This window comes from Streptomyces sp. A01 (genome assembly GCF_059026195.1).
On record NZ_JBWLKN010000012.1, the window covers coordinates 12719 to 35412 of the forward strand.

At 70.7% G+C, this 22694-nt stretch carries 16 protein-coding genes and 1 pseudogene; 13 read left to right on the plus strand and 4 right to left on the minus strand.

All coding sequences use genetic code 11. From position 1 onward, the window contains the following. The first annotated feature begins 61 nt into the window (after positions 1–61). A complete protein-coding gene (locus tag AC5P1B_RS17830) occupies positions 62–1762 on the plus strand; it encodes a fumarate hydratase (RefSeq protein ID WP_493888239.1) in 1701 nt (566 codons plus the stop codon). A 253-nt stretch (positions 1763–2015) separates the two neighbouring features. Here AC5P1B_RS17830 and AC5P1B_RS17835 read toward each other — a convergent pair whose 3' ends face one another. After that, positions 2016–3560: a ricin-type beta-trefoil lectin domain protein gene (locus tag AC5P1B_RS17835; RefSeq protein WP_493888240.1), complete on the minus strand. Its 1545-nt coding sequence runs from the start codon at positions 3558–3560 to the stop codon at positions 2016–2018. A gap of 120 nt (positions 3561–3680) precedes the next feature. On the opposite strand from AC5P1B_RS17835, the gene AC5P1B_RS17840 reads away from it, so the two are divergent. From AC5P1B_RS17840 to AC5P1B_RS17860, 5 genes are all read left to right on the plus strand, one after another. Beyond that, the gene (locus AC5P1B_RS17840; RefSeq protein ID WP_493888242.1) at positions 3681–5072 is read left to right on the plus strand and encodes a class II fumarate hydratase; all 1392 of its coding nucleotides are present in this window, start codon (positions 3681–3683) and stop codon (positions 5070–5072) included. Positions 5073–5218: 146 nt separating this feature from the next. Next, the gene (fomD, locus tag AC5P1B_RS17845) at positions 5219–5914 is read left to right on the plus strand and encodes a cytidylyl-2-hydroxypropylphosphonate hydrolase (RefSeq protein WP_493888243.1); all 696 of its coding nucleotides are present in this window, start codon (positions 5219–5221) and stop codon (positions 5912–5914) included. Positions 5915–6034: 120 nt separating this feature from the next. Next, entirely contained in the window at positions 6035–6739 is a 705-nt protein-coding gene (locus AC5P1B_RS17850) for a class I SAM-dependent DNA methyltransferase (RefSeq protein WP_493888426.1), read from the plus strand. Positions 6740–6793: 54 nt separating this feature from the next. Beyond that, positions 6794–8878 (plus strand): SpoIIE family protein phosphatase, encoded by a 2085-nt coding sequence (locus AC5P1B_RS17855; protein WP_493888244.1) that lies wholly within the window; start codon positions 6794–6796, stop codon positions 8876–8878. A 222-nt stretch (positions 8879–9100) separates the two neighbouring features. Continuing rightward, entirely contained in the window at positions 9101–10564 is a 1464-nt protein-coding gene (locus AC5P1B_RS17860) for a catalase (RefSeq protein WP_493888245.1), read from the plus strand. A 114-nt stretch (positions 10565–10678) separates the two neighbouring features. Here AC5P1B_RS17860 and AC5P1B_RS17865 read toward each other — a convergent pair whose 3' ends face one another. Further along, positions 10679–12967: a transglycosylase domain-containing protein gene (locus tag AC5P1B_RS17865; RefSeq protein ID WP_493888246.1), complete on the minus strand. Its 2289-nt coding sequence runs from the start codon at positions 12965–12967 to the stop codon at positions 10679–10681. Between the two features lie 228 nt (positions 12968–13195). Here AC5P1B_RS17865 and AC5P1B_RS17870 point away from each other — a divergent pair, with 228 nt between their 5' ends. The 5 genes and pseudogenes from AC5P1B_RS17870 (at position 13196) to AC5P1B_RS17890 (ending at position 18236) form a co-directional block, all read left to right on the plus strand. Further along, positions 13196–14155: an SPFH domain-containing protein gene (locus AC5P1B_RS17870; RefSeq protein WP_493888247.1), complete on the plus strand. Its 960-nt coding sequence runs from the start codon at positions 13196–13198 to the stop codon at positions 14153–14155. Further along, positions 14152–14376 (plus strand): annotated as a pseudogene (locus AC5P1B_RS17875) (type II toxin-antitoxin system antitoxin); the annotation flags it as partial. The gene AC5P1B_RS17870 and the pseudogene AC5P1B_RS17875, both read left to right, overlap by 4 nt. A gap of 280 nt (positions 14377–14656) precedes the next feature. Beyond that, on the plus strand, positions 14657–15181 hold the full coding sequence (locus AC5P1B_RS17880; protein WP_493888248.1) for a PadR family transcriptional regulator: 525 nt from the start codon (positions 14657–14659) through the stop codon (positions 15179–15181). Further along, a complete protein-coding gene (locus AC5P1B_RS17885; RefSeq protein WP_493888249.1) occupies positions 15178–15864 on the plus strand; it encodes an ABC transporter ATP-binding protein in 687 nt (228 codons plus the stop codon). Before AC5P1B_RS17880 ends, AC5P1B_RS17885 begins: the two co-directional genes overlap by 4 nt. Next, entirely contained in the window at positions 15861–18236 is a 2376-nt protein-coding gene (locus tag AC5P1B_RS17890) for an FtsX-like permease family protein (RefSeq protein WP_493888251.1), read from the plus strand. Before AC5P1B_RS17885 ends, AC5P1B_RS17890 begins: the two co-directional genes overlap by 4 nt. A gap of 313 nt (positions 18237–18549) precedes the next feature. Here the strand turns inward: AC5P1B_RS17890 and AC5P1B_RS17895 are convergent, their stop codons facing one another. Next, complete coding sequence (locus AC5P1B_RS17895; protein ID WP_493888252.1) at positions 18550–19503, minus strand: hydrogen peroxide-inducible genes activator; 954 nt, start codon at positions 19501–19503, stop codon at positions 18550–18552. Between the two features lie 133 nt (positions 19504–19636). On the opposite strand from AC5P1B_RS17895, the gene AC5P1B_RS17900 reads away from it, so the two are divergent. Continuing rightward, positions 19637–20191 carry a peroxiredoxin gene (locus AC5P1B_RS17900; protein ID WP_493888254.1) on the plus strand — a complete coding sequence of 185 codons (555 nt, stop codon included), beginning with the start codon at positions 19637–19639 and terminating at the stop codon, positions 20189–20191. An 8-nt stretch (positions 20192–20199) separates the two neighbouring features. Next, entirely contained in the window at positions 20200–20733 is a 534-nt protein-coding gene (locus AC5P1B_RS17905; RefSeq protein ID WP_493888255.1) for an alkyl hydroperoxide reductase, read from the plus strand. Positions 20734–21075: 342 nt separating this feature from the next. Here the strand turns inward: AC5P1B_RS17905 and AC5P1B_RS17910 are convergent, their stop codons facing one another. Next, the gene (locus AC5P1B_RS17910) at positions 21076–22629 is read right to left on the minus strand and encodes an AI-2E family transporter (RefSeq protein ID WP_493888257.1); all 1554 of its coding nucleotides are present in this window, start codon (positions 22627–22629) and stop codon (positions 21076–21078) included. Positions 22630–22694: the final 65 nt, after the last annotated feature.

The window sequence follows — 22694 nt, forward strand, 5'->3', positions numbered from 1 at the left end:
GGCCGGGACGCACCTCTGTCACCGATGCCAGCGATAGTCCGCCGAGTGAGGAATGGCCGCGATGCCTGCTGCCCCCCGCCCATCACAACCCGAGTTCGCCTACACGGACCTGCTGCCCCTGGGCGCGGACACCACGCCGTACCGCCTGGTCACCGCCGAGGGTGTGAGCACCTTCGAGGCGGACGGGCGGACGTTCCTCAAGGTCGAGCCGGAGGCGCTGCGCAAGCTGGCCGCCGAGGCGATGCACGACATCTCGCACTACCTGCGACCGGCCCACCTCGCGCAGCTGCGCCGCATCCTGGACGACCCGGAGGCCAGCGCCAACGACCGGTTCGTAGCACTCGACCTGCTGAAGAACGCGAACATCGCGGCGGCGGGCGTGCTGCCGATGTGCCAGGACACCGGCACCGCCATCGTCATGGGCAAGCGCGGCCAGAACGTCCTGACCGAGGGCGGCGACGAGGCCGCTCTCTCGGGCGGCATCTTCGACGCGTACACCAAGCTCAATCTGCGCTACTCGCAGATGGCCCCGCTGACCATGTGGGACGAGCAGAACACCGGCACCAACCTCCCCGCGCAGATCGAGCTGTACGCGGCGGACGGCGACGCGTACAAGTTCCTGTTCATGGCCAAGGGCGGCGGCTCGGCCAACAAGTCCTTCCTCTACCAGGAGACGAAGGCGGTGCTGAACGAGGCATCGATGATGAAGTTCCTGGAGGAGAAGATCCGTTCGCTGGGGACGGCCGCCTGCCCGCCGTACCACCTGGCGATCGTCGTCGGCGGTACCAGCGCCGAGTACGCGCTGAAGACCGCCAAGTACGCCTCCGCGCACTACCTGGACGAGCTGCCCGCCGAGGGCTCGCCGACCGGGCACGGCTTCCGGGACAAGGAACTTGAGGAGAAGGTCTTCGAGCTGACCCAGAAGATCGGCATCGGCGCGCAGTTCGGCGGCAAGTACTTCTGCCACGACGTGCGCGTGGTGCGGCTGCCCCGGCACGGTGCTTCCTGCCCCGTCGCCATCGCCGTCTCCTGCTCCGCCGACCGGCAGGCGGTCGCGAAGATCACCGCCGAGGGCGTCTTCCTTGAGCAGCTGGAGACCGACCCGGCGCGCTTCCTGCCCGAGACCACCGAGGAAGAGCTGACCAAGGGCGCGGGCCCGGACCTCAGCGCGGTGGCCATCGACCTCAACCAGCCGATGGACGACATCCTCGCCGAGCTGACCAAGCACCCGGTCAAGACCCGGCTTTCGCTGACCGGCACGCTGGTCGTCGCCCGTGACATCGCGCACGCGAAGATCAAGGAGCGACTGGACGCGGGCGAGGGCATGCCGCAGTACCTCAAGGACCACCCGGTCTACTACGCGGGCCCGGCCAAGACCCCCGAGGGGTACGCGTCCGGGTCGTTCGGGCCGACGACGGCGGGGCGGATGGACGCCTACGTCGAGCAGTTCCAGGCCGCGGGCGGCTCGAAGGTGATGCTCGCCAAGGGCAACCGCTCCCAGCAGGTCACCGACGCCTGCGGCACGCACGGCGGCTTCTACCTCGGCTCCATCGGCGGCCCCGCCGCCCGCCTCGCCCAGGACTGCATCAAGAAGGTCGAGGTCCTCGAATACGAGGAGCTGGGCATGGAAGCGGTGTGGCGGATCGAGGTCGAGGACTTCCCGGCGTTCATCGTCGTGGACGACAAGGGCAACGACTTCTTCGTCGACCCGTCCCCGTCCCAGCCGTTCGTGACCAGCATCCCGGTCCGCCAGGGCAGCTGACCGGCCCGGCGACACGGCACGACTGAGCCCCCGGCGCGCGCCGGGGGCTCGGTGCTTTCCCGGCGGCGTCTCGGCGGCCGCCGCTGCCCTTCCATGATCAGCCGTGAGGTGCCCGGTCCGCCTCAGTGATCGATGTACGAGATTCCTCGAACGCCTGAGGTGGTTCGGCTTCACCCTCAGAAGTATTCAGGCCGCCTGTAAGTGAACCCCTATATCCGCCCGAAGGACGGACATAGGGGCACAGTTGACATGCCTACGCGAACCGCTGCCCAGCCGACCCGTCGCACTTCTGAAGTCGTACCCGGTCCTTCGCCGAGGCCAGTGTCAGGCACAGTCCCGCGGCCGCGGCCGGGCGGATCGTGCCGCTGTCGCTGACGAAGCGCTGGTTGGCGGCGCCGGAGCAGTTCCACAGCACCAGGGCCGCACCGGGCTCGTAGCGGCCGCCCGGTACGTCGAGGCAGCGGTCGTGGGTGAGCGCGGAGTGCACCGAGCCGCGTTGCGCGTCGTACCACCAGCGCTGGTTGCGCTGTTCGCCGCAGTCCCAGCCGCCGACGCCGGTGCCGTTGCGGCTGGCTGCCTCAAGCGCGTCCACACAGGTGCCGGTCGCCGCGTTCCGCAGCGGCCGGAACGCGTCGTCCCAGGCGCCTTCGCGCAGTACCGGTGTGTTCGTGCTGGCCGGGTCGGCGCAGCTGGCTTCGCGCCAGGCGGTGCCGTAGAGCTGGGTCAGGCAGGCGGCGAAGGCTCCGTGGCCGCGCTCGTTGGGGTGGAAGGACTGGCGCACCGAGTTGGAGTCGGGCGGGAAGGGGTTGGAGAGGTCCACGGACAGGCCGCGCGCCCAGCTCTGGTCCATGCAGACCTCGTGGCCGTGGAAGAGACGGGAGTTGTCGAGGAACACGGCGCCGGTGTTCCGCGCGGCCTCGCGCATGCCGCTGGCGAAGAGGGGGACGGCCGCGTCGCGGCCCCAGCCCGCGTCGGAGGTGTAACCGGCGCAGCCACCGGGGAGCTTGCCGGGGAAGTCCGGGTTGTCGGTGAAGTCGGGGCCGATGGGGCTCGGGTAGCCCATGACGACGAGCTGGTAGTCGCCGTCGGCGTAGCCCGCTTCGGTCATCACGGTGCGCAGGTCGCGTACGGTCCGCTCGACCTTGGGCACCAGCCGGTCCACCCGCTCCTGCCAGGTGGGCGCGTACTTCGGCTGGCAGGAGCCCTGGAGGAGGAACCAGCGGGTGACGCAGTCGGTGATGACCGGGCCGAACTGCAGGTCGTCGTTGGCCCCGGCGACCAGCACCACCATCTTGACCTTGGTGTTACGGGCCTTGATGGCGAGGTTGTCGCTCTGTACGAGCTCGTCCGGGTACTGCTTGGTGCCGCCGATGCGGATGTTCTCCGTGGAGGCGCCCGAGCAGGAGACGTTGTACGTGACGTCGGCGGGGATCGTGGTGCGGTGGATGGCGGAGTCCGGTGAGCGGTGGCACCAGTTGTCCGGGCCGTTGGTGCCCGGCTCGTACGTGCCGACGCCCTCGCCGGATATCTCGCTGTCGCCGAGTGAGACCAGGGCGGACCGCCGATCGTCCAGCGGGCGCTGCGCGGTGTCGCCGTACAGCTTCCTGGCTTCCGCCGCGCGGACCTTCTCCAGGCCGGGCGGCAGCGGAGCCGCCTCCCTGGCGGTGCCGGCCGCACCGCTCCCGGCCTTCGGCGGTTCCCCGGCCGCGGCCGGGGTGGCCGTCAGCCCGCCGAGCGCTGCCGCGAGTGCGGCGACAGCCGCGACGGTACATCGGACACCACGTCTTCTGCGTGTCATGGCGCTGCCTCTCCGACTCTCCGATTCCATGGTTACTCGCGGTATTTACGGGCAAGTAGGGTCGCTTGGGAACACCTGGAACCGGACAAACGCTGTGGCTTGGCAGGAGGTGGGTCGACGATGACCGAAGAGCAGTACCGGATCGAGCACGATTCGATGGGTGAGGTGCGGGTCCCGGCGCATGCCAAGTGGCGGGCGCAGACCCAGCGGGCGGTGGAGAACTTCCCCCTCTCGGGGCAGCGCCTTGAGCGGGCACACATCCAGGCACTCGCGCAGATCAAGGCGGCCGCCGCCACGGTCAACGCCGGGCTCGATGTGATCGACGGGGACGTCGCCGAGGCCATCGCGGACGCGGCGGCCGAGGTCGCCGACGGCGGGTGGGACGACCACTTCCCGGTGGACGTCTTCCAGACCGGCTCAGGCACCTCTTCCAACATGAACGCCAACGAGGTCATCGCGACTCTCGCGAGCGAGCGCCTGGGCCGCCCGGTGCACCCCAATGACCACGTCAACGCCAGTCAGTCCTCCAACGACGTCTTCCCGTCCTCCCTCCACATCGCCGCCACCGCCGCCGTCACCGGTGACCTGATTCCGGCACTCGGCCACCTCGCCGAGTCGCTGGAGCGCAAGGCGGAGGAGTTCGCCGAGGTGGTGAAGTCGGGCCGGACGCATCTGATGGACGCGACGCCGGTGACGCTGGGCCAGGAGTTCGGCGGTTACGCGGCGCAGATCCGGTACGGTGTCGAGCGGCTGCACGCCTCGCTGCCCCGGCTGGGTGAACTCCCGCTCGGCGGGACCGCCGTGGGCACCGGCATCAACACCCCGCCCGGCTTCGCCGCCGCCGTCATCGCCGAGGTCGTCCGTGCGACCGGGCTGCCGCTCTCCGAGGCCAGGAACCACTTCGAGGCGCAGGGCGCGCGGGACGGCCTGGTCGAGACCTCGGGCCAGCTCCGTACGATCGCGGTCGGCCTCACGAAGATCTGCAACGACCTGCGCTGGATGGCGTCGGGGCCGCGCACCGGGCTCGCCGAGATCAACCTCCCCGACCTCCAGCCCGGTTCCTCGATCATGCCCGGCAAGGTCAACCCGGTCATCCCTGAGGCGGTGCTGATGGTCGCCGCGCAGGTCACCGGCAACGACGCGACGGTGGCGGCGGCGGGCGCCGCGGGCAACTTCGAGCTGAACGTGATGCTCCCCGTCATCGCCAAGAACCTGCTGGAGGCCATCCGGCTGCTGGCGAACGCCTCCCGGCTGCTGGCCGACCGCACGGTGGACGGGATCACGGCCAACGTCGAGCGGGCCCGTGAGTACGCCGAGTCCTCGCCGTCCGTGGTGACCCCGCTCAACCGGTACATCGGGTACGAGGAGGCCGCGAAGGTCGCCAAGCGGTCGCTCGCGGAGCTGAAGACCATCCGTCAGGTCGTCCTGGAATCCGGCTATGTCGACCGCGGCCTGCTCACCCTGGAGCAGCTCGACGAGGCGCTGGACGTGCTGCGCATGACACACCCCTGACGACCGGGAGCCGCCGCGCCGCGACCGCCGCCCTGGTGCGGTGGCTGCGGCGCGGCTGCCCGCTTACCGGCGGGAACGGGCCGCGGCGGCACCAGGAAATGGGATACGTCACGGCGTGGCGGCCCGGGCGCCCCTAAGATCTGCTCATGACAGCGGACGCGGTGGAGACGAGGGGCCCGGCAGGCGCCGCCCACTGGGCGCCGGGAGAGCACATCCTGTGGCGCTACCGGGCCAACGCCTCCGAGAGCATCCACATCTGCCGCCCCGTCACCGTTGTCCAGGACACCGACGAGCTGCTGGCCGTCTGGCTCGCCGCCGGTACCGTGTGCGTCAAGCCGCAGCTCGCCGACGGCACCGCCGTCCACCTCGAACCGCTCGGCACCCGCTACACCAAGCCCCGCAGGACCGCCTTCTCCCGCTGGTTCGGCACCGGCGTGCTGAAACTCGCCCGGCCCAGCGACCCCTGGTCGGTGTGGCTGTTCTGGGACCGCGGCTGGCGGTTCAAGAACTGGTACGTGAATCTGGAGGAGCCGCGCGTCCGCTGGGGCAGGGGCATCGACTCGGAGGACCACTTCCTGGACATCGCGGTCTACCCGGACCACAGCTGGGAATGGAAGGACGAGGACGAGTTCGCGCAGGCGCAGCGCGCGGGCCTGATGCCCCCACGCCAGGCGGCACGTGTACGGGCCGCGGGCCAGGACGCTGTTGATCTCATCGACTCCTGGGGGGCACCATTCCGGGAGGGCTGGGAGGACTGGCGGCCGGACCCGAGATGGCTGGTACCGACCCTCCCGGCAGACTGGCACCGCACGCTGGCGCACCCAAGGTCACATGCCTCTTGATGTGCACCTGGGCTCCAAACGTAGGATCGTCCTCCGCAACTCTGCTCCGGCAGGAAACAATCAAACGCAACTCACGAACAAAGTACAGATTTTGACGTGCGGTCACAGAAGGGCGAGGTCGTGAGCGGTGACAGCTATGAGGGACACGAGGACTACGGCCGGTTGGAGATCGATCGCAGCGGACAAGCGGAAGCGTTCGACGCGATCGGTGACCGGTATGACGAGGCGTTTCCCCACAAGGAGGGGCAGCTCAGTTCCGGCCAGTGGCTCGCCGAGTCGCTGCCGCGGGGAGCACGCGTCCTCGACCTCGGCTGTGGCACCGGCCTGCCCACGGCGCGGCAGCTGGTGGACGCCGGGCACGACGTCCTCGGAATCGACATATCGCCCGGGATGCTCAAGCTGGCCCGCGACAACGTGCCGGGCGCGGCCTTCCAGCTGGCCGACATCGCCGCTCTGCGGCCCGGCGGCCGTTACGGCCCGGGCGGCAAGTCCGACCTCGGGCAGTTCGACGGCATCGCGGCCTTCTTCTCCCTGCTGATGCTGCCGCGCGTGGAGATCCCCCACGCCCTGCGCACCCTGAGGGGACTGCTCGCACCACAGGGCCTGCTGGCGCTGTCGATGGTCGAGGCGGACGTCGACGACTACACGATCCCGTTCCTGGGCAACTCGATCCGGGTAACCGGTTACCTGCGGGATGAATTGCGCCAGATCGTGCTCGACGCGGGTTTCGATGTCATCGCGGAGGACTCCCGCGCGTACGCCCCGGCCAGTACGGACGTACCGCCCGAGCTCCAGCTCTTCCTGCACTGCCGACGACGCGCCTGATCGGTGCGCCCAAGCGATACGGGCGTACGGCCCCGGACGGATGGAAACCCACGCGTGACGGAGCATCCCACCTCCCACGAGCACCGGCAGGCGGCCGCACCCGCGGCCGCCTCGGGCGCCGCCATGCCCGAGGACGCCCACGGCGCGGTCCCAGACCCCCGCACCGGACTGGGGCAGGGCCCCGGCCCGGCCGCCGGGCCCGAGCCAGGCCCTGACCACCGGCCACGCCCTGCCGGGCACGAGGCGGAACCGCACCACCTGGCACCACCCCCGGCCATACCGCCGAGCGGCCTGCCCGCCCCGCTGGGACGCCCGGCCGACGCGGCGGCGGGCCAGCGGCCCGTACCCGGCAAGCCGGCGCCCGAGGCACCGGTCACGGCCGCCGAGGCCGACGCCACCGCGCTGGCCGCCCGCGGCGGCGAACGGCTGCGCTACGTGGGCGCGGCGACCCGTCGCATCGCGCGCGGCATAGACCTCGACGAGATCGTGCTGGGCCTGTGCCGCGCCACCGTGCCCACCTTCGCCGACGCGATCCTCGTCTACCTCCGCGACCCGCTGCCCGTCGGCGACGAGCGCCCCGTGGACCCGGTGATACTGCGGCTGCGGCGCACCGACCGCATCCCGGAGGAGCCCGACACCGAAGGTGCCCGGCTGCCGCTGCTGCCCTCGGGCCCCGATCTGTCCCCGGCGCTCGGGGGCGGCCCCGCCGCCGAGCTGTGCGAGGTGCGGACGGGCGGCCCGCTGGCGGAGGTGCTGCGTGGCGTCAGGCCGCTGTTCGGCGACTCTGCGGCGGCCCGCGCGGCGCTGCCCGAACTGCTGGGCGACGGCCGCAGCGTGGCGATGGGGCACCGGACGATCCTGGCTCCGCTGCGCGGCCGCCGCCGGGTGACCGGGGCAGCCGTCTTCATCCGCCGCCCGGACCGGCCCTCCTTCGAGCGCGACGACCTGCTGGTCGCCGCGCAGCTGGCCACCCATACCGCGCTCGGTGTGGACAAGGCCGTGCTGTACGGGCGGGAGGTGTACATCGCCGATGAGCTCCAGCGCACGATGCTGCCCGACTCGCTCCCCCAGCCCACCGGGGTCCGGCTGGCCAGCCGGTACCTGCCCGCGGCCGAGACCGCCCGGGTCGGCGGTGACTGGTACGACGCGATCCCCCTGCCGGGCAACCGGGTCGCCCTCGTCGTCGGCGACGTCATGGGCCACTCCATGACGTCAGCGGCGATCATGGGCCAGCTGCGGACGACGGCGCAGACCCTCGCCGGGCTCGACCTGCCCCCGCAGGAGGTGCTGCACCACCTCGACGAGCAGGCGCAGCGCCTGGGCACCGACCGGATGGCCACCTGCCTGTACGCGGTCTACGACCCGGTCGCGCACCGCATCGTCATCGCCAACGCCGGGCATCCGCCACCGCTGCTGCTGCACCGCGGCGGCCGGGCCGAGGTGCTGCGGGTGCCGCCCGGCGCGCCGATCGGGGTCGGCGGGGTGGACTTCGAGGCCGTCGAGCTGGACGCCCCGGCGGGCGCGACGCTCATGCTGTACACCGACGGCCTGGTCGAGTCGCGGATACGGGATGTGTGGACCGGCATCGACCAGCTGCGCGAGCGGCTGTCCGAGACGGCCCGGCTGACCGGCCCGAATCCGCCGCCGCTTGAGGCCCTGTGCGACGAGGTGCTCGACATGCTCGGCCCGGGCGACCGTGACGACGACGTCGCGCTGCTGGCCGCCCGCTTCGAGGGCATCGCGCCGAGCGACGTGGCGTACTGGTTCCTCGACCCGAAGGCCCAGACGGCCGGCCAGGCCCGGCGGCTGGCCAGGCGCGCCCTGTCCCGCTGGGACCTGGAGGAGCTGACCGACGCGGTCGAACTGCTGGTCTCCGAGGTGGTCACGAACGCCGTGCGGTACGCCGAGCGCCCCATCACCCTGCGGCTGCTGCGTACGGACGTGCTGCGCTGCGAGGTCGGCGACGACGTGCCCCAGCTGCCCAGGCTGCGCCAGGCCCGGCCGTCCGACGAGGGTGGGCGCGGGCTGTACCTGGTGAACCGGATGGCCAGGCGCTGGGGCGCGACGCGGCTGAGCACGGGCAAGGTGGTGTGGTTCGAGCTGGCGATGCCGCCGCGCCCGGCGCCCGAGCGCGCCTGAGGCGACGCGGCGCAGGCACGGCACCGGGGTCTGACTCCGGGGTGCGGGGGCGGGCGGCTCGCCGTCCGCCCCCGACCACGTCCGCATCCCCACCGCGCCGCGCCGCGACCGCGTTCAACTCTGGACTCCGTCCAAGCTGTTGCCGACGCGCCGTCGCGGGAGTTGACTTGCGTCCGTGGACGTTGCGGACAGCACCTCACCTCGCGATGGGAGACGTTCCCGATGACCGACTCCGCACAGCACAGCCGGTACACCACGAACAACGCCGGCATCCCGGTGGAGAGCGACGAGCACTCACTGACCGTCAGTCCCGATGGACCGATCCTCCTCCAGGACCACTACCTCATCGAGAAGATGGCCCAGTTCAACCGGGAGCGGGTCCCCGAGCGCGTCGTGCACGCCAAGGGCGGTGGCGCGTACGGGACCTTCACGGTGACCAACGACGTCAGCCAGTTCACGAAGGCCGACCTCTTCCAGCCCGGCAAGAGCTGCGCGCTCCTCGCCCGCTTCTCCACCGTCGCCGGTGAGCAGGGCAGCCCGGACACCTGGCGCGACCCGCGCGGCTTCGCGCTGAAGTTCTACACCGAGCACGGCAACTACGACCTGGTCGGCAACAACACCCCGGTCTTCTTCGTACGCGACCCGATGAAGTTCCAGGACTTCATCCGCTCGCAGAAGCGCCACCCGGCGACAGGGCTGCGCGACAACGACATGCAGTGGGACTTCTGGACGCTCTCGCCCGAGTCGGCGCACATGGTCACCTGGCTGATGGGCGACCGGGGCGTACCGAAGACCTGGCGGCACATGAACGGCTACGGCTCGCACACCTACCTGTGGGTCAACGGTGGCGGCGAGAAGTTCTGGATCAAGTACCACATCAAGACCGACCAGGGCATCGAGTTCCTGACGCAGGACGAGGCCGACGCGCTGGCGGGCTCGGACGCCGACAAGCACCGGCGCGACCTCTACGAGTCCATCGCCTCCGGCGACGCCCCGTCGTGGACGATGTTCGTCCAGGTCATGCCGTTCGCGGACGCCCCGGACTACCGCTTCAACCCGTTCGACCTGACCAAGGTGTGGCCGCACGGCGACTACCCGCTGATCGAGGTCGGCCGGATGACGCTCGACAAGAACCCCGAGGACTACTTCGTCCACATCGAGCAGGCCGCGTTCGAGCCGTCGAACCTGGTGCCCGGCATCGGCCCGTCCCCGGACAAGATGCTGCTCGGACGCCTCTTCTCGTACCCCGACACACACCGGTACCGCATCGGCCCCAACTACGCGCAGCTCCCGCCCAACCGGCCGCGCGTACCGGTGTACTCCTACGCCAAGGACGGCCCGATGCGCTTCGAACCGAACCGGGTCGGCGCGGTCTACGCCCCGAACTCCCACGGCGGCCCCGCCGCCGACCCGCGGCGCTTCGGCGAGCCCGCGGGCTGGGCGACGGAGGGCGAGATGGTCCGCGAGGCGTACAAGCTGCGCGGCGCGGACGACGACTGGGGCCAGCCCGGCACCATGGTCCGCCAGGTCCTTGACGACGCGGCCCGCGACCGCCTGGTGCGCAACGTCTCCGGACACCTGCTGGGCGGGGTCAGCCGCCCGGTGCTCGACCGCGCCCTCCAGTACTGGCGCAGCATCGACAAGGAGGTCGGCGACCGGATCGCCACCACGGTCAACGGCGGCTGAGGCCGCTGCCGCCGCCGTGGCGGCTGGGTCCTGGGGTGCGCGCCCTACGCGCCGCGCGTGCCGCGCGTGACAGCGCTTGCGGCGGTGGCCGAGCCACCGCCGCCGGCGTCGTCGTTACTTGGGTTTCCTGCCCCGCGGATCATGCTGCGGCAGCAGCGTCGGATCGACGGTCGGGTCGCCGGTGGGGTCCGGACTCGTTGTCGTCGGGTCCGGGTCGGGGCTGGTCGTCGTCGGGTCCGGATCGGGGCTCGTCGTCGTCGGGTCCGGCGTCGGGCTGGTCGTCGTCGGGTCCGGCTTCGGTGACGAGGTGGTCGGGTCCGGCTTCGGCGGCGCGGTGGTCCTGGGCGGGGCGGTGGTCGGGCGGGGGGTCGGCGGGACGGCCGCGCCCATGTCGGTGTCTAGGTCGAACGCGGACGCGGAGTCGCCGCTCAGCGCCGCCTTCGTGTAGGCGGCCCAGATCTCCGCCGGGTACTCACCGCCGTTGACACGGCCGCCGCCGCCCGTGCCGCGCAGGCTGACCTGGTCGCCCTTCTTCACCTTGCCCTTGGTCTTGTCGGCCTCGCCGAACATGCCGACGGCGGTCACCAGGTCCGGGGTGTAGCCGACGAACCACGCCGACTTGTTGTCGTCCGAGGTGCCGGTCTTGCCCGCCATGGCCTGGCCCTCGGTGCGTACGACCGAGCCCGTGCCGTCGGCCACGACGCCGGTCAGGACGGAGGTCAGGGAATCGGCCGTGCCGCGGCTGATGACCTCGTCACCGATCGGGTCCGGCAGGTCGGCCTTGTCGTCGCGCTTCTCCGCCGACTTCACGATCGACGGCGTGACCTTCTTGCCGTGGTTGTCGAGTGTCGCGTACACCCCGGCCATGTCGAGCGGGCTGGCACCCATCACGCCGAGGGACATCGCGGGCCGTACGTCGAAGCCGCCCGCCTTGTCGTTCATGCCGAGATCGACCGCTGTCTGCTTGACCTTGTCGAGGCCGACGTCCACCGCCATCTGCGCGAAGACGGAGTTGACGGACTTGTTCATGGCCTTCTGCACGGAGATGGGGCCGTAGTCCCTGCCGTCCTCGTTGGGCGGCGCGAACGCGGTGTCGCTGTTCTCGACGGGCCGCTCGCTCGTGCCGTCGTAGACGGTGCTCGCCCTGATCGCTGTGCCGTCCTGCGTCCGCGCGTCGTTCTCCAGCGCGGAGGCGAGGATCAGCGGCTTGAAGGTGGAAGCGGGCTGGTAGTCCTCGCGGGTGGCGTTGTTGACGAAGTGCTTGGTGTAGTCCTCGCCGCCGTAGAGGGCGAGGACCTTGCCGGTCTTGGGGTCGACCGAGGCCGCGCCCGCCTGCGCGTCCCCGTCCACCGCGCGGGCCTTCGGGTCCAGGTCGTCGAGCAGTTCGCTCTTGACCGACTTCTCCAGCTCCCGCTGCTTGTCCCGGTCGATGTTGAGGGTGATGTCCCACCCTCCGGCGGCGACGAGGTCCTGCTCGTTCACGCCCGCCCGGATCAGCTCCTGCTCGGCGGCCCTGACCAGGTAGCCGCGCTGGCCGTCGAGCTCCGGTGTCGCCTTCGGCGGGTCGGGCTTGGCGAACTTCATGCGCTCGCGGTCGCCGGAGTCGAGCCAGCCCTGCTCGACCATGTTGTCCAGGACGTAGTTCCACCGCTGCTGGACCAGCCGCTTGCCGTTGGGGCCCGCCGCCTGCCAGTCGTACTGGCTGGGGGCCTGGAGGAGAGCCGCGAGGTACGCGCCCTCCTCGACCGTCAGCTTCTCTACTTCCTTGCCGTAGTAGGCGCGGGCCGCCGCCTGGATGCCGTACGCGCCGCGCCCGTAGTAGCTGGTGTTGATGTAGCCCTCAAGGATGTCGTCCTTGGACTTGCGCTGGTCCACCTTGAGGGAGATGACCAGTTCCCTCACCTTGCGGGAGACGGTCTGCTCCTGGGTGAGGTAGTAGTTCTTGACGTACTGCTGGGTGATGGTCGAGCCACCCTGTTTTCCCTTGCCGAGCAGGGTGTTGACGATGCCGCGAGTGGTGCCCTTGAGGTCGACGCCGGAGTCGCTGTAGAAGTTCTTGTTCTCGGCGGCGACGAAGGTGTGCTGCACGTCCTTGGGGACCTTCGACAGCTGGACGGACTCGCGGTTGATCTCACCGGTGCGGGCCATGACGGTGCCGTCGCTGTAGCGGTAGACATTGCTCTGGGCCTTGGCCGCCGCGTTGCCCGTGGGGACCTCGACGGTGAAGTAGAGCGCGGCGAAGGCGCCGATGCCGAGGGCGATCACGCCGAAGAAATAGGCGAGCAGCTTCTTCCAGGTGAAGAACCGGCGTATGCCGCTCTTCTTGCCGGCCGCCGCGGCCGGCTTCGTCCTCGTACGGCGGCCGCCCCTTGTGCGCGCCCGCCGCTCCTCAGCTCGACCCATCTCTCCCGCCGCTCCAGTCTTCGCCCCCCGAAAGCTCAGCTCATGAAGCTAACACCGCAACTGGCGCCAAAACCTCATCGATCAAGCTATTTCGGGACGTGACAATCAGCACCTGTTCCATGGGAACCGACGAACGAGAGGTGCGGAGGGTTGTTCCACCGGTTAAAGTGATATCACTTTGCTAGACGCGGACCGACCGATCCGCTGCCACCAGAACCGGGGGACACCATGTCCGGCACCTCACCACACAGCCCACGCACGACCGGCGACGCCGACCTGCCCGCGATGCCCGAACCCCACGTCCGCGAGATGCCCGCGCACAGCGTCAGCGGCGGACTCGCCCTGACGCTCGGCCTGCTCGGCCTGTGCGTGGGCGGCGGCGTCTTCGCCCTCGGAGTCGTGCTGGCCAAGGGCGGTTCCGCGGGGGGCGGAGCGGCCCTGATCGTCGCGGGCGTGCTGATCGCGATCTGCTCGTTCCTCGCCATGTGCGGGCTGAACATGGTCGCCCCCGGCGAGGCCAGGGTCGTCCAGCTCTTCGGCCGCTACCGGGGCACCATCCGTACCGACGGCCTGCGCTGGGTCAACCCGCTCACCAGCCGCGACAAGATCTCCACCCGGGTCCGCAACCACGAGACCGCCGTCCTGAAGGTCAACGACGCGTACGGCAACCCGATCGAGCTCGCCGCCGTCGTGGTCTGGAAGGTCGAGGACACCGCACAGGCGAAGTTCGAGGTGGACGACTTCCTGGAGTTCGTCTCCACCCAGACCGAGGCGGCCGTCCGGCACATCGCCATCGAGTACCCGTACGACGCGCACGACGAGGACGCCCTCTCGCTGCGCGGCAACGCCGAGGAGATCACCGAGAAGCTCGCCATCGAGCTGCACGCCCGGGTCGAGGCCGCGGGCGTACGGATCATCGAGTCCCGCTTCACGCACCTCGCCTACGCGCCGGAGATCGCCTCGGCGATGCTCCAGCGGCAGCAGGCGGGCGCCGTGGTCGCCGCCCGCAGGCAGATCGTGGACGGCGCGGTCGGCATGGTCGAGGACGCGCTGGCCCGCATCGCCGAGCGGGAGATCGTCGAACTGGACGAGGAGCGAAAAGCAGCCATGGTCAGCAACCTGCTGGTGGTGCTGTGCGGCGACCGCTCCCCGCAACCCGTGCTGAACACCGGCACCCTGTACCAGTGACCGAGGACACCCCCAGGCGACGGCCGCAGCAGCGCAAGCAGATGCTGCTGCGGCTGGACCCCGCCGTGCACGACGCACTGGCCCGCTGGGCGGGCGACGAACTGCGCAGCGCGAACGCGCAGATCGAGTTCCTGCTGCGCAAGGCGCTGGCCGACGCGGGCCGTCTGCCGAAGGACACCGGCGCGCTACCGCGCCGCGGCCGCCCCCCGAAGCCCGCGGGGAACGCCGGCCGGTCCGGCCCGGCCGCCGACGCGCCCGACGGCCCAGCCACCGCGCCCGCGGACGAGCACACCGACGATCCAGCCGACGGCTCAGCCGGCGGCGGGGTCCCCGGCCCAGCGGAGCCCACCGCCGGCTGACGCCGCTCCCCTCCCTCCGCTTACCGGACGACAACCCGGAATCCACCCGACCTCACCCCTTAACAACGCTTCTGACCTGCGCAAAGTCACTATTCCTCGTAGGTATACATCGCATGTATACCCATGGTGTAGAGTCCTCCGCATGTCAATCGGCCACACCCTTCTCGGACTCCTGGAGTCTGGTCCGCGCCACGGTTACGACCTCAAGCGGGCCTTCGACGAGCGCTTCGGTAACGACCGGCCCCTGCACTACGGCCAGGTCTACTCGACCATGTCCCGGCTGCTGAAGAACGGGCTCGTGGAGGTCGACGGCATAGAGACCGGCGGCGGCCCCGAGCGCAAGCGGTACGCCATCACCGACGCCGGGATCACCGACGTCGGCCAGTGGCTCGCCCAGCCCGAAAAGCCCGAGCCCTACCTCCAGTCGACCCTCTACACCAAGGTCGTCCTCGCGCTGCTCACCGGCCGCGACGCGGCCGACGTGCTCGACACCCAGCGCGCGGAGCACCTGCGGATGATGCGCGAACTCACCCAGCGCAAGCGCGGCGGCGATCTCGCCGACCAGCTCATCTGCGACCACGCGCTGTTCCATCTCGAAGCGGACCTGCGGTGGCTGGAACTCACCGCCGCCCGCCTCGACCAGCTCGGCAAGGCGGTCCTCGCATGACCCCCGCAGGTTCGCTGCTCGTCGCCAACGCGCTCCACAAGGCGTACGGGCCGACCCCCGCACTGGACGGCGCCGACTTCTCCATCCACCCCGGCGAGATCGTCGCGGTGATGGGTCCCTCCGGCTCCGGAAAGTCCACGCTGCTGCACTGCCTCGCCGGCATCGTGCGGCCCGACGCGGGCACCGTGACGTACGACGGCCGCGAGCTGTCGTCGATGCCGGACCGGCAGCGCAGCGCGCTGCGCCGTGGCGAGTTCGGCTTCGTCTTCCAGTTCGGCCAGCTCGTACCGGAGCTGACCTGCCTGGAGAACATCGCGCTGCCGCTGCGGCTGAACGGCGTCCGGCGCAAGGAGGCCGAGGAGCGCGCCGCCGAGTGGCTGGAGCGCCTTGAGGTCACGGACGTCCGCGGCAAGCGCCCCGGCGAGGTCTCCGGTGGACAGGGGCAGCGGGTCGCCGTCGCCCGCTCACTGGTGACCACCCCGCGCGTGCTCTTCGCCGACGAGCCGACCGGCGCGCTGGACTCGCTCAACGGCGAGCGCGTGATGGAGCTGCTGACCGACGCCGCCCGGGAGACCCGCGCCGCCGTCGTCCTGGTCACGCACGAGGCGCGGGTCGCCGCCTACTCCGACCGCGAGGTCGTCGTACGGGACGGCAAGGCACGGGACATGGCGGGCGTCGTATGACGCTGCTCAAGAGCGATGACACCACCCGCCGCCCGATACCGGACGCGCCCGGCGCCGACGGCCTGGCCTCCTGGGGGCGTGACCTCCTCCTCGGCGCGCGCTTCGCGGTCACCGGCGGACGGCAGGGCTGGACCCGCACCCTGCTGACCGCCTTCGGCGTCGGTCTCGGGGTGGCACTGCTGCTGGTGGCCGCCTCGGTGCCGAGCATCCTCGGCAACCGGGACGACCGCGGCCAGGCCCGCGCGGTGTACAGCACGACGGTCGAGCCCGCCGAGAACACCCTGCTCCACGCCTCAGCGGGCACCGAGTTCCACGACGACGAGATCACCGGTGCGCTCGTCCGCGCGGAGGGCCCCAAGGCCCCCGCCCCGCCCGGCGTCTCCAAGCTTCCGGGCCCGGGCGAGATGGTGGTCTCCCCCGCGCTCAAGGATCTCCTCGACGATCCCGGCAGCGCACTGCTGCGCGAACGGCTGAACAGCCGCGTCGTGGGCACCATCGGGGACGAGGGCCTGACGGGCCCGGCCGAACTGGTGTACGTGGCGGGCAGCGACACCCTCACCGAGAAGAACGCTCTCCGCATCGACCACTTCGGTAACGACAGCCCGTCGCCGCCGCTCAGCGCCGCGCTCGTCCTCCTCATCGTGATGACCTGCGTGGTCCTGCTGATGCCGGTCGCCATCTTCATCGGCACGGCCGTACGCTTCGGCGGCGAACAGCGCGACCGCAGGCTGGCCGCGCTGCGACTGGTCGGCGCGGACCTCTCCAGCACCGGCCGGATCGCCGCCGGTGAAGCCCTTGTCGGGTCGCTGCTGGGGCTCGCCGTCGGCTTCGGGATCTTCCTGACCGGACAGCGGTTCGTCGGCTCGGTCACGGTGTGGGACATCAACGTCTTCCCGTCCGACGTGTCGCCCCACCCCACGCTCGCCGCCGTGATCGCGCTGGCCGTCCCGGCCTGTGCCGTCCTGGTCACCCTGCTCGCGCTGCGCGGCATCACGATCGAACCCCTGGGCGTCGTACGCGACGCGGCCACCCGGCGGCGCCGGGTCTGGTGGCGGCTGCTGCTGCCCGCCATCGGCTTCGCCCTGCTGCTGCCCATGGCCGGCGAGGTCAGCTACGCCTCCGGCAGTGAACTCAACGTCTACCAGGTCGCCGCGGGCGCCGTGCTGGTGCTGTTCGGTGTGACGGCGCTGCTGCCGTGGCTGGTCGAGTGGTCCGTGGACCGCTTCGGGGGTGGATCGCTGCCCTGGCAGCTGGCCACCCGCAGGCTCCAGCTGAGCAGCGGCACGGCCGCTCGTACGGTCAGCGGCGTCACGGTCGCGGTGGCCGGGGCCATCGCGATCCAGATGCTCTTCGCCGGTGTGCAGAGCGAGTACACCGACTCCACCGGCCAGGACACCGACAGGGCGCAGATCGGCGTAAGCCGCTCCGTACGCGACGGCAGGGCGGCGACCGGCATGGTCAACGCGTTCCGCGAGACGCCGGGTGTACGCGGCGTGGTGGGCAGGGTCGAGACCACGCTGGGCAAGCCGGGCACGGACCGTGAGGACCCCAAGGCCCCGAGCGAGTCCCTCACCGTCGGCGACTGCGCGAGCCTGCGCCAGCTGGCGGAGATCGGCTCCTGCTCGGACGGCGACGTCTTCGTCAGCAGGTACGTCGGCTCGTACCCGTTCGCCAAGCCGGGGGCCCGGGTGGCCTTCACGCCCCCCGACTACCTGGCCGGTGAGAAGGAGCAGCTGTGGACCATCCCCGCCTCGGCCAAGACCGTCGGCGAGCGGACCGACCCGTCGGGCGGCGTGGTCCAGGGCGTCCTCGCCACTCCGAAGGCCGTGCCGGCGGGCGCCCTGCGCGATCCGTGGGTGCTGGTGGAGATGCGAACCGACCCGAAGCAGCCGGGCGCCGTCGAGCGCGTCCGCAACACGGCGATGCGGATCGACCCTGTCGCGCAGGTCATCACGTACACCGAGACCAAGCGCGATGAGCAGTTCGAAGGCATCCAGACCGGGCTGTTCGTCGGCGCGGGTGCGACGCTGCTCCTGATCGGGGCCAGCATGGTCGTGACGATGCTGGAGCAACTACGGGACCGCAAAAGGCTGCTGTCCGTGCTGGTCGCCTTCGGCACCCGGCGCTCCACCCTCGCCTGGTCGGTGCTGTGGCAGACCGCCGTGCCCGTGGTGCTCGGCCTCGCGCTGTCGGTGCTCGGCGGGCTCGGCCTCGGCTGGGTGCTGCTGCGGCTGGCCGATCGCCCGGTGGCCGACTGGACGTCGTTCCTGCCGATGGTCGGGATCGGCGCGGGTGTCATCGCCCTGGTGACACTCGTGAGTCTGCCGCCTCTGTGGCGGATGATGCGCCCGGAAGGTCTCCGCACGGAGTAGCCCCGGCGATCGCGCAGCCAACAACGGGCCCGGGCCCGGCCTGGTTCCCCTGGCCCCGCTGAACCTCGCGGACCAGGAGGGGACACCCTCACCCCCAGAGACCGGCCCCACCGGGACACCCACGCCCCTCAAGCGCCGGGCGGGCTGGACTTCCCAGCCCGCCCAGCACCAACCAGCCCGCCCGGCGCTTGAGGGCAAACCAGCCCGCCCAGCACCCAACAGCCCGTCCGGCGCTTGAGGACATCGTGTGGAGCCCGTCCGGTGCTTGAGGACCGAGGCGCCTGGGGGCCGGCCCCCAGGAAAGACCCGGCGGTTACGACATCACCCGCACCGGCAACGGCCGCATCGCCTCACGCAAGGCCCCCGCAAACACCTCGAACTCCGCCTGCCGCGCCGCCCCCGCCCGCATGGCCAGCGCGATCCGCCGCGACGGCGCTGGATCAGCGAAGTACCCCGTCGTCAGCTGGTCGTTACGCGCCGTCTCCACCCGCACCGCCGTACGCGGCAGCAGCGTCACCCCGAGCCCCCCGGCCACCAGCTGCACCAGCGTGGACAGGCCCGCCGCGCTGGTGGTGACCGGCGCCCCCTCCGTACGGCCCGCCTCGCGGCAGATGTCGAGCGCCTGGTCACGCAGGCAGTGCCCCTCATCGAGGAGCAGCAGTTCCAGCTCTTTCAGCGCCTCGCGCGGTACGTCACCACGCCCGCCGAGCCAGTGGTCCCTGGGCATGACCAGCACGAAGTCCTCTTCGAACAGCGGAAGTTCGACGACCTGCGGAGCACCGAGCGGGACCGCGAGGAGCAGCAGGTCGAGCCGCCCGTGCCCCAGCCCGTCCAGCAGCGATCCTGTCTGCTCCTCGTGCACCTGGAGGTCGAGCAGCGGATAGCGCTCGTGCACGAGCCGGAGCACGATGGGCAGCAGATACGGGGCGACGGTGGGGATCACGCCCAGCCGCAGCACGCCGGTGAACGGCGCGCGCGCCGCCTCCGCCTCCTCCATCAGCTCCCCGACCGCGTCGAGCACCTTCCGGGCGCGCACCGCCAGCCGCTCCCCCGCGGGTGAGAGCAGCACCTTCCGCGTCGTACGCTCAAGAAGCTGTACGCCGAGCGACTCCTCCAGCGCCGCGACCGCGCCGGACAGCGCGGGCTGGCTCATCCCGATGGCGGCCGCCGCATCGCGGAAATGCAGATATTCGGCGACGGCGACGAAGGCACGCAGCTGCGCCAGGCTGGGCTGCCTGGGCCTGCTCCCCGCTGTGACGGGCGACACCACTGATAACCACCTCCGATCAACTGTTCCCAGTTTAGCTATTTCCGCGATCAATGCCTCCTGTGGCACTGTGGATCTCGTCCAACCCTCAGGAAACCCCTTTAAGGGGTTTTCTTCGCTTTAAGGAGAGCGTGTGCTCACTGTCGGTGACAAGTTCCCCGAGTTCGACCTGACCGCCTGCGTCGACCTTGACGCGGACAAGGCGTTCGCGCAGATCGACCACAAGACTTACGAGGGCAAGTGGAAGGTCGTCTTCTTCTGGCCCAAGGACTTCACCTTCGTGTGCCCGACCGAGATCGCCGCCTTCGGCAAGCTGAACGACGAGTTCGCTGACCGCGACGCGCAGATCCTCGGCGCCTCCGGCGACTCCGAGTTCGTGCACCACGCCTGGCGCAAGGACCACGCCGACCTGCGTGACCTGCCCTTCCCGATGCTCGCCGACTCCAAGCACGACCTCATGCGTGCCTGTGGCGTCGAGGGCGAGGACGGCTTCGCGCAGCGCGCCGTCTTCATCGTGGACCCGAACAACGAGATCCAGTTCACCATGGTGACCGCCGGTTCCGTGGGCCGTAACCCCAAGGAGGTCCTGCGGGTCCTCGACGCCCTGCAGACCGACGAGCTCTGCCCGTGCAACTGGAGCAAGGGCGACGAGACCCTTGACCCGGTCGCGCTGCTCTCGGGTGAGTGATCTGATCCATGGCACTCGATGAACTGAAGTCCGCTGTCCCGGACTACGCCAAGGACCTGAAGCTCAACCTCGGGTCGGTCATCGGCAACTCCGACCTTCCGCAGCAGCAGCTGTGGGGCACGGTGCTCGCCTGCGCCATCGCCTCCCGCTCGCCGCGTGTGCTGAAGGAGCTGGAGCCCGAGGCGAAGGCCAACCTCTCCCCCGAGGCGTACACCGCGGCCAAGTCGGCCGCCGCCATCATGGCGATGAACAACGTCTACTACCGGACCCGGCACCTGCTGTCGGACCCCGAGTACGGCAACCTGCGCGCGGGCCTGCGGATGAACGTCATCGGCAACCCGGGCGTGGACAAGGTCGACTTCGAGCTCTGGTCGCTCGCCGTCTCCGCGATCAACGGCTGCGGCATGTGCCTCGACTCGCACGAGCAGGTGCTGCGCAAGGCCGGTGTGGACCGCGAGACGATCCAGGAAGCGTTCAAGATCGCCGCCGTCCTGCAGGCGGTCGGCGCCACGCTGGACGCCGAGGCCGCACTGGCCGAATAGCCGGTACGCGTCCGGGCGGCGCGCCGGTACGAACGCCGCCGCCCGCCAGCTGAACGCGGCGCGCACCGAGCGGAAGCCACACGAGAGGGCCCCGCGGACGACACACCGTCCGCGGGGCCCTCTCCGTGCTCCGCCGCCTCGCCGGGGGTCCCGCACCCCGTGTCTCCCGTACGCCGCGTATGCCCCGTACGGCCGACTCCCCGGCCCCGTACGGGTCGTACGACCAGCGGCCCGTACGGGTCGTACGACCAGCGGCCCCGTATGGGCCGTACGACCGGCACCGTACGAGCCTGCGGGACGGCGCACCGGTCTGCCGCCCCGGCGCCCGCCCCGCCGCCCGGGCTACCGTTCGCGCTCGCGCTCCTCGGTGTCAGCCGGTGGTGGTACGGGAGCCAGTTCCGCCACCGTCGCCCCGTGCGGTGTGGCCGCGGCGCGCAGTGCGTGTTCCTTGGCGTGCGCGCGCAGGTAACCGACGACCGTGTTGGTGACCGCTACCAGCGGCACGGCGACCACGGCGCCGCCGATGCCCGCGATCAGCGAACCGGCGGCGACCGAGAGCACCACGGCGAGCGGGTGCACCCGCACCGCCCGGCCCAGGATGAACGGCTGCAGGATATGGCCCTCGATCTGCTGCACGGCCAGCACCACGAGCAGCACCATCGCCGCCGTGAAGACGTCCTGGGTGACCAGCGCGACGACGACGGCGAGCGCGCCTGAGACGACCGCGCCGATCAGCGGGATGAAGGCGAACAGGAAGATGAAGACCGCGAGCGGTACCGCCATCGGCACATCGAGGAAGAAGATGCCGACGCCGATGAAGATCGCGTCGATCAGCGCCACTATGACCGTGCCGCGCACGTAGCCGGTGAGGGTCTGCCAGGCGCGCGGGCCCGCGCCCGCCACGCCCTCGCGGGCCGAGCTGGGCACCAGCTTGAGGACCCAGTTCCAGATCTTGGGGCCGTCGTACAGCAGGAACAGCGTGCTGAACATCGCGAGCATGAGGCCGGTGAGCAGCTCGACGATGAACGTCACGCCCTCAAGTCCGGCCGAGGTGATCTCGTCGGTGTTGGCACCGACCGTCTGCCGCAAGTTCTTGGCGACGTCGTTGATCTGGTCCTCGGTCACATGGAACGGGCTGTTCAGCAGCCAGCGGCGCAGCTCGTCGATGCCGTCCTGGACGCGCTCGGAGAGCGAGTCCAGGTTCTCCATGACCTGCCAGACCACGAACCAGCCGACCAGCCCCATGATGACGAAGCCGCCGATGAAGACGATGGTCGTGGCCACTCCGCGCGGCACGCCCCGGCGCCGGAGCCGGGCGACGGTCGGCTCAAGCAGCGCGGTGATCAGCAGCGCGGCGACGAAGGCGAGCACCACGAGCTGCACCGCGCTGATGACACGCATCAGCACCCAGACCGTGCCCGCGAGGACCAGCAACCGCCAGCCGACCTCGGCGGCGACCCGCATCCCCCAGGGGACGGTCGCGACGGGATCGGGGCGGGGCGCTATGGCCGGTGCGTAGAGCGGCGGTAGTGGCACCTGTGACGGCTCCTCCACCCCGGCGCCGGTTTGAGGGGCGCCGTCGTCCCCGGAGCCGGACACCGTGGCGGCGCTCCGGGCGGAGGGGAGATCGGGGAGCGGCTCATCGACGGAGGTGACCGGGGGTGCGGCCGACGCGGCGGACCGCGCCGCCTCGGGGCCGGGGTCGCCGGTTCCCCGCTCACCGGCGGCGGACGCCTCGGGTTGCGTGGCTGCGGACGGGGCGGCCCCGGACTCGTGCGCGTGGCCCGGCACCTCGGGGCCGGCCGTCGCGGCGTCGTCCCCTTTGGCGTCGAGCCGTTCAGCGAGTCGCGTCAGACTAGCTCCCAGCCCGCCAACCCACTGTGGCAATCTGGACATTTCTCTTTCCCTACCCCCACTCCCCCAAGGCCGTTCGGGAAGACGTTACACACACAAAGCCCCCG

What these genes read in the sequence shown, in the direction of transcription:
- AC5P1B_RS17830 (WP_493888239.1), top strand. Translation starts at nt 62, where the DNA reads ATGCCTGCTGCCCCCCGCCCATCACAACCCGAGTTCGCCTACACGGAC.
- AC5P1B_RS17835 (WP_493888240.1), bottom strand. Translation starts at nt 3,560, where the DNA reads ATGACACGCAGAAGACGTGGTGTCCGATGTACCGTCGCGGCTGTCGCC.
- AC5P1B_RS17840 (WP_493888242.1), top strand. Translation starts at nt 3,681, where the DNA reads ATGACCGAAGAGCAGTACCGGATCGAGCACGATTCGATGGGTGAGGTG.
- fomD (WP_493888243.1), top strand. Translation starts at nt 5,219, where the DNA reads ATGACAGCGGACGCGGTGGAGACGAGGGGCCCGGCAGGCGCCGCCCAC.
- AC5P1B_RS17860 (WP_493888245.1), top strand. Translation starts at nt 9,101, where the DNA reads ATGACCGACTCCGCACAGCACAGCCGGTACACCACGAACAACGCCGGC.
- AC5P1B_RS17865 (WP_493888246.1), bottom strand. Translation starts at nt 12,967, where the DNA reads ATGGGTCGAGCTGAGGAGCGGCGGGCGCGCACAAGGGGCGGCCGCCGT.
- AC5P1B_RS17870 (WP_493888247.1), top strand. Translation starts at nt 13,196, where the DNA reads ATGTCCGGCACCTCACCACACAGCCCACGCACGACCGGCGACGCCGAC.
- AC5P1B_RS17880 (WP_493888248.1), top strand. Translation starts at nt 14,657, where the DNA reads ATGTCAATCGGCCACACCCTTCTCGGACTCCTGGAGTCTGGTCCGCGC.
- AC5P1B_RS17885 (WP_493888249.1), top strand. Translation starts at nt 15,178, where the DNA reads ATGACCCCCGCAGGTTCGCTGCTCGTCGCCAACGCGCTCCACAAGGCG.
- AC5P1B_RS17890 (WP_493888251.1), top strand. Translation starts at nt 15,861, where the DNA reads ATGACGCTGCTCAAGAGCGATGACACCACCCGCCGCCCGATACCGGAC.
- AC5P1B_RS17905 (WP_493888255.1), top strand. Translation starts at nt 20,200, where the DNA reads ATGGCACTCGATGAACTGAAGTCCGCTGTCCCGGACTACGCCAAGGAC.
- AC5P1B_RS17910 (WP_493888257.1), bottom strand. Translation starts at nt 22,629, where the DNA reads ATGTCCAGATTGCCACAGTGGGTTGGCGGGCTGGGAGCTAGTCTGACG.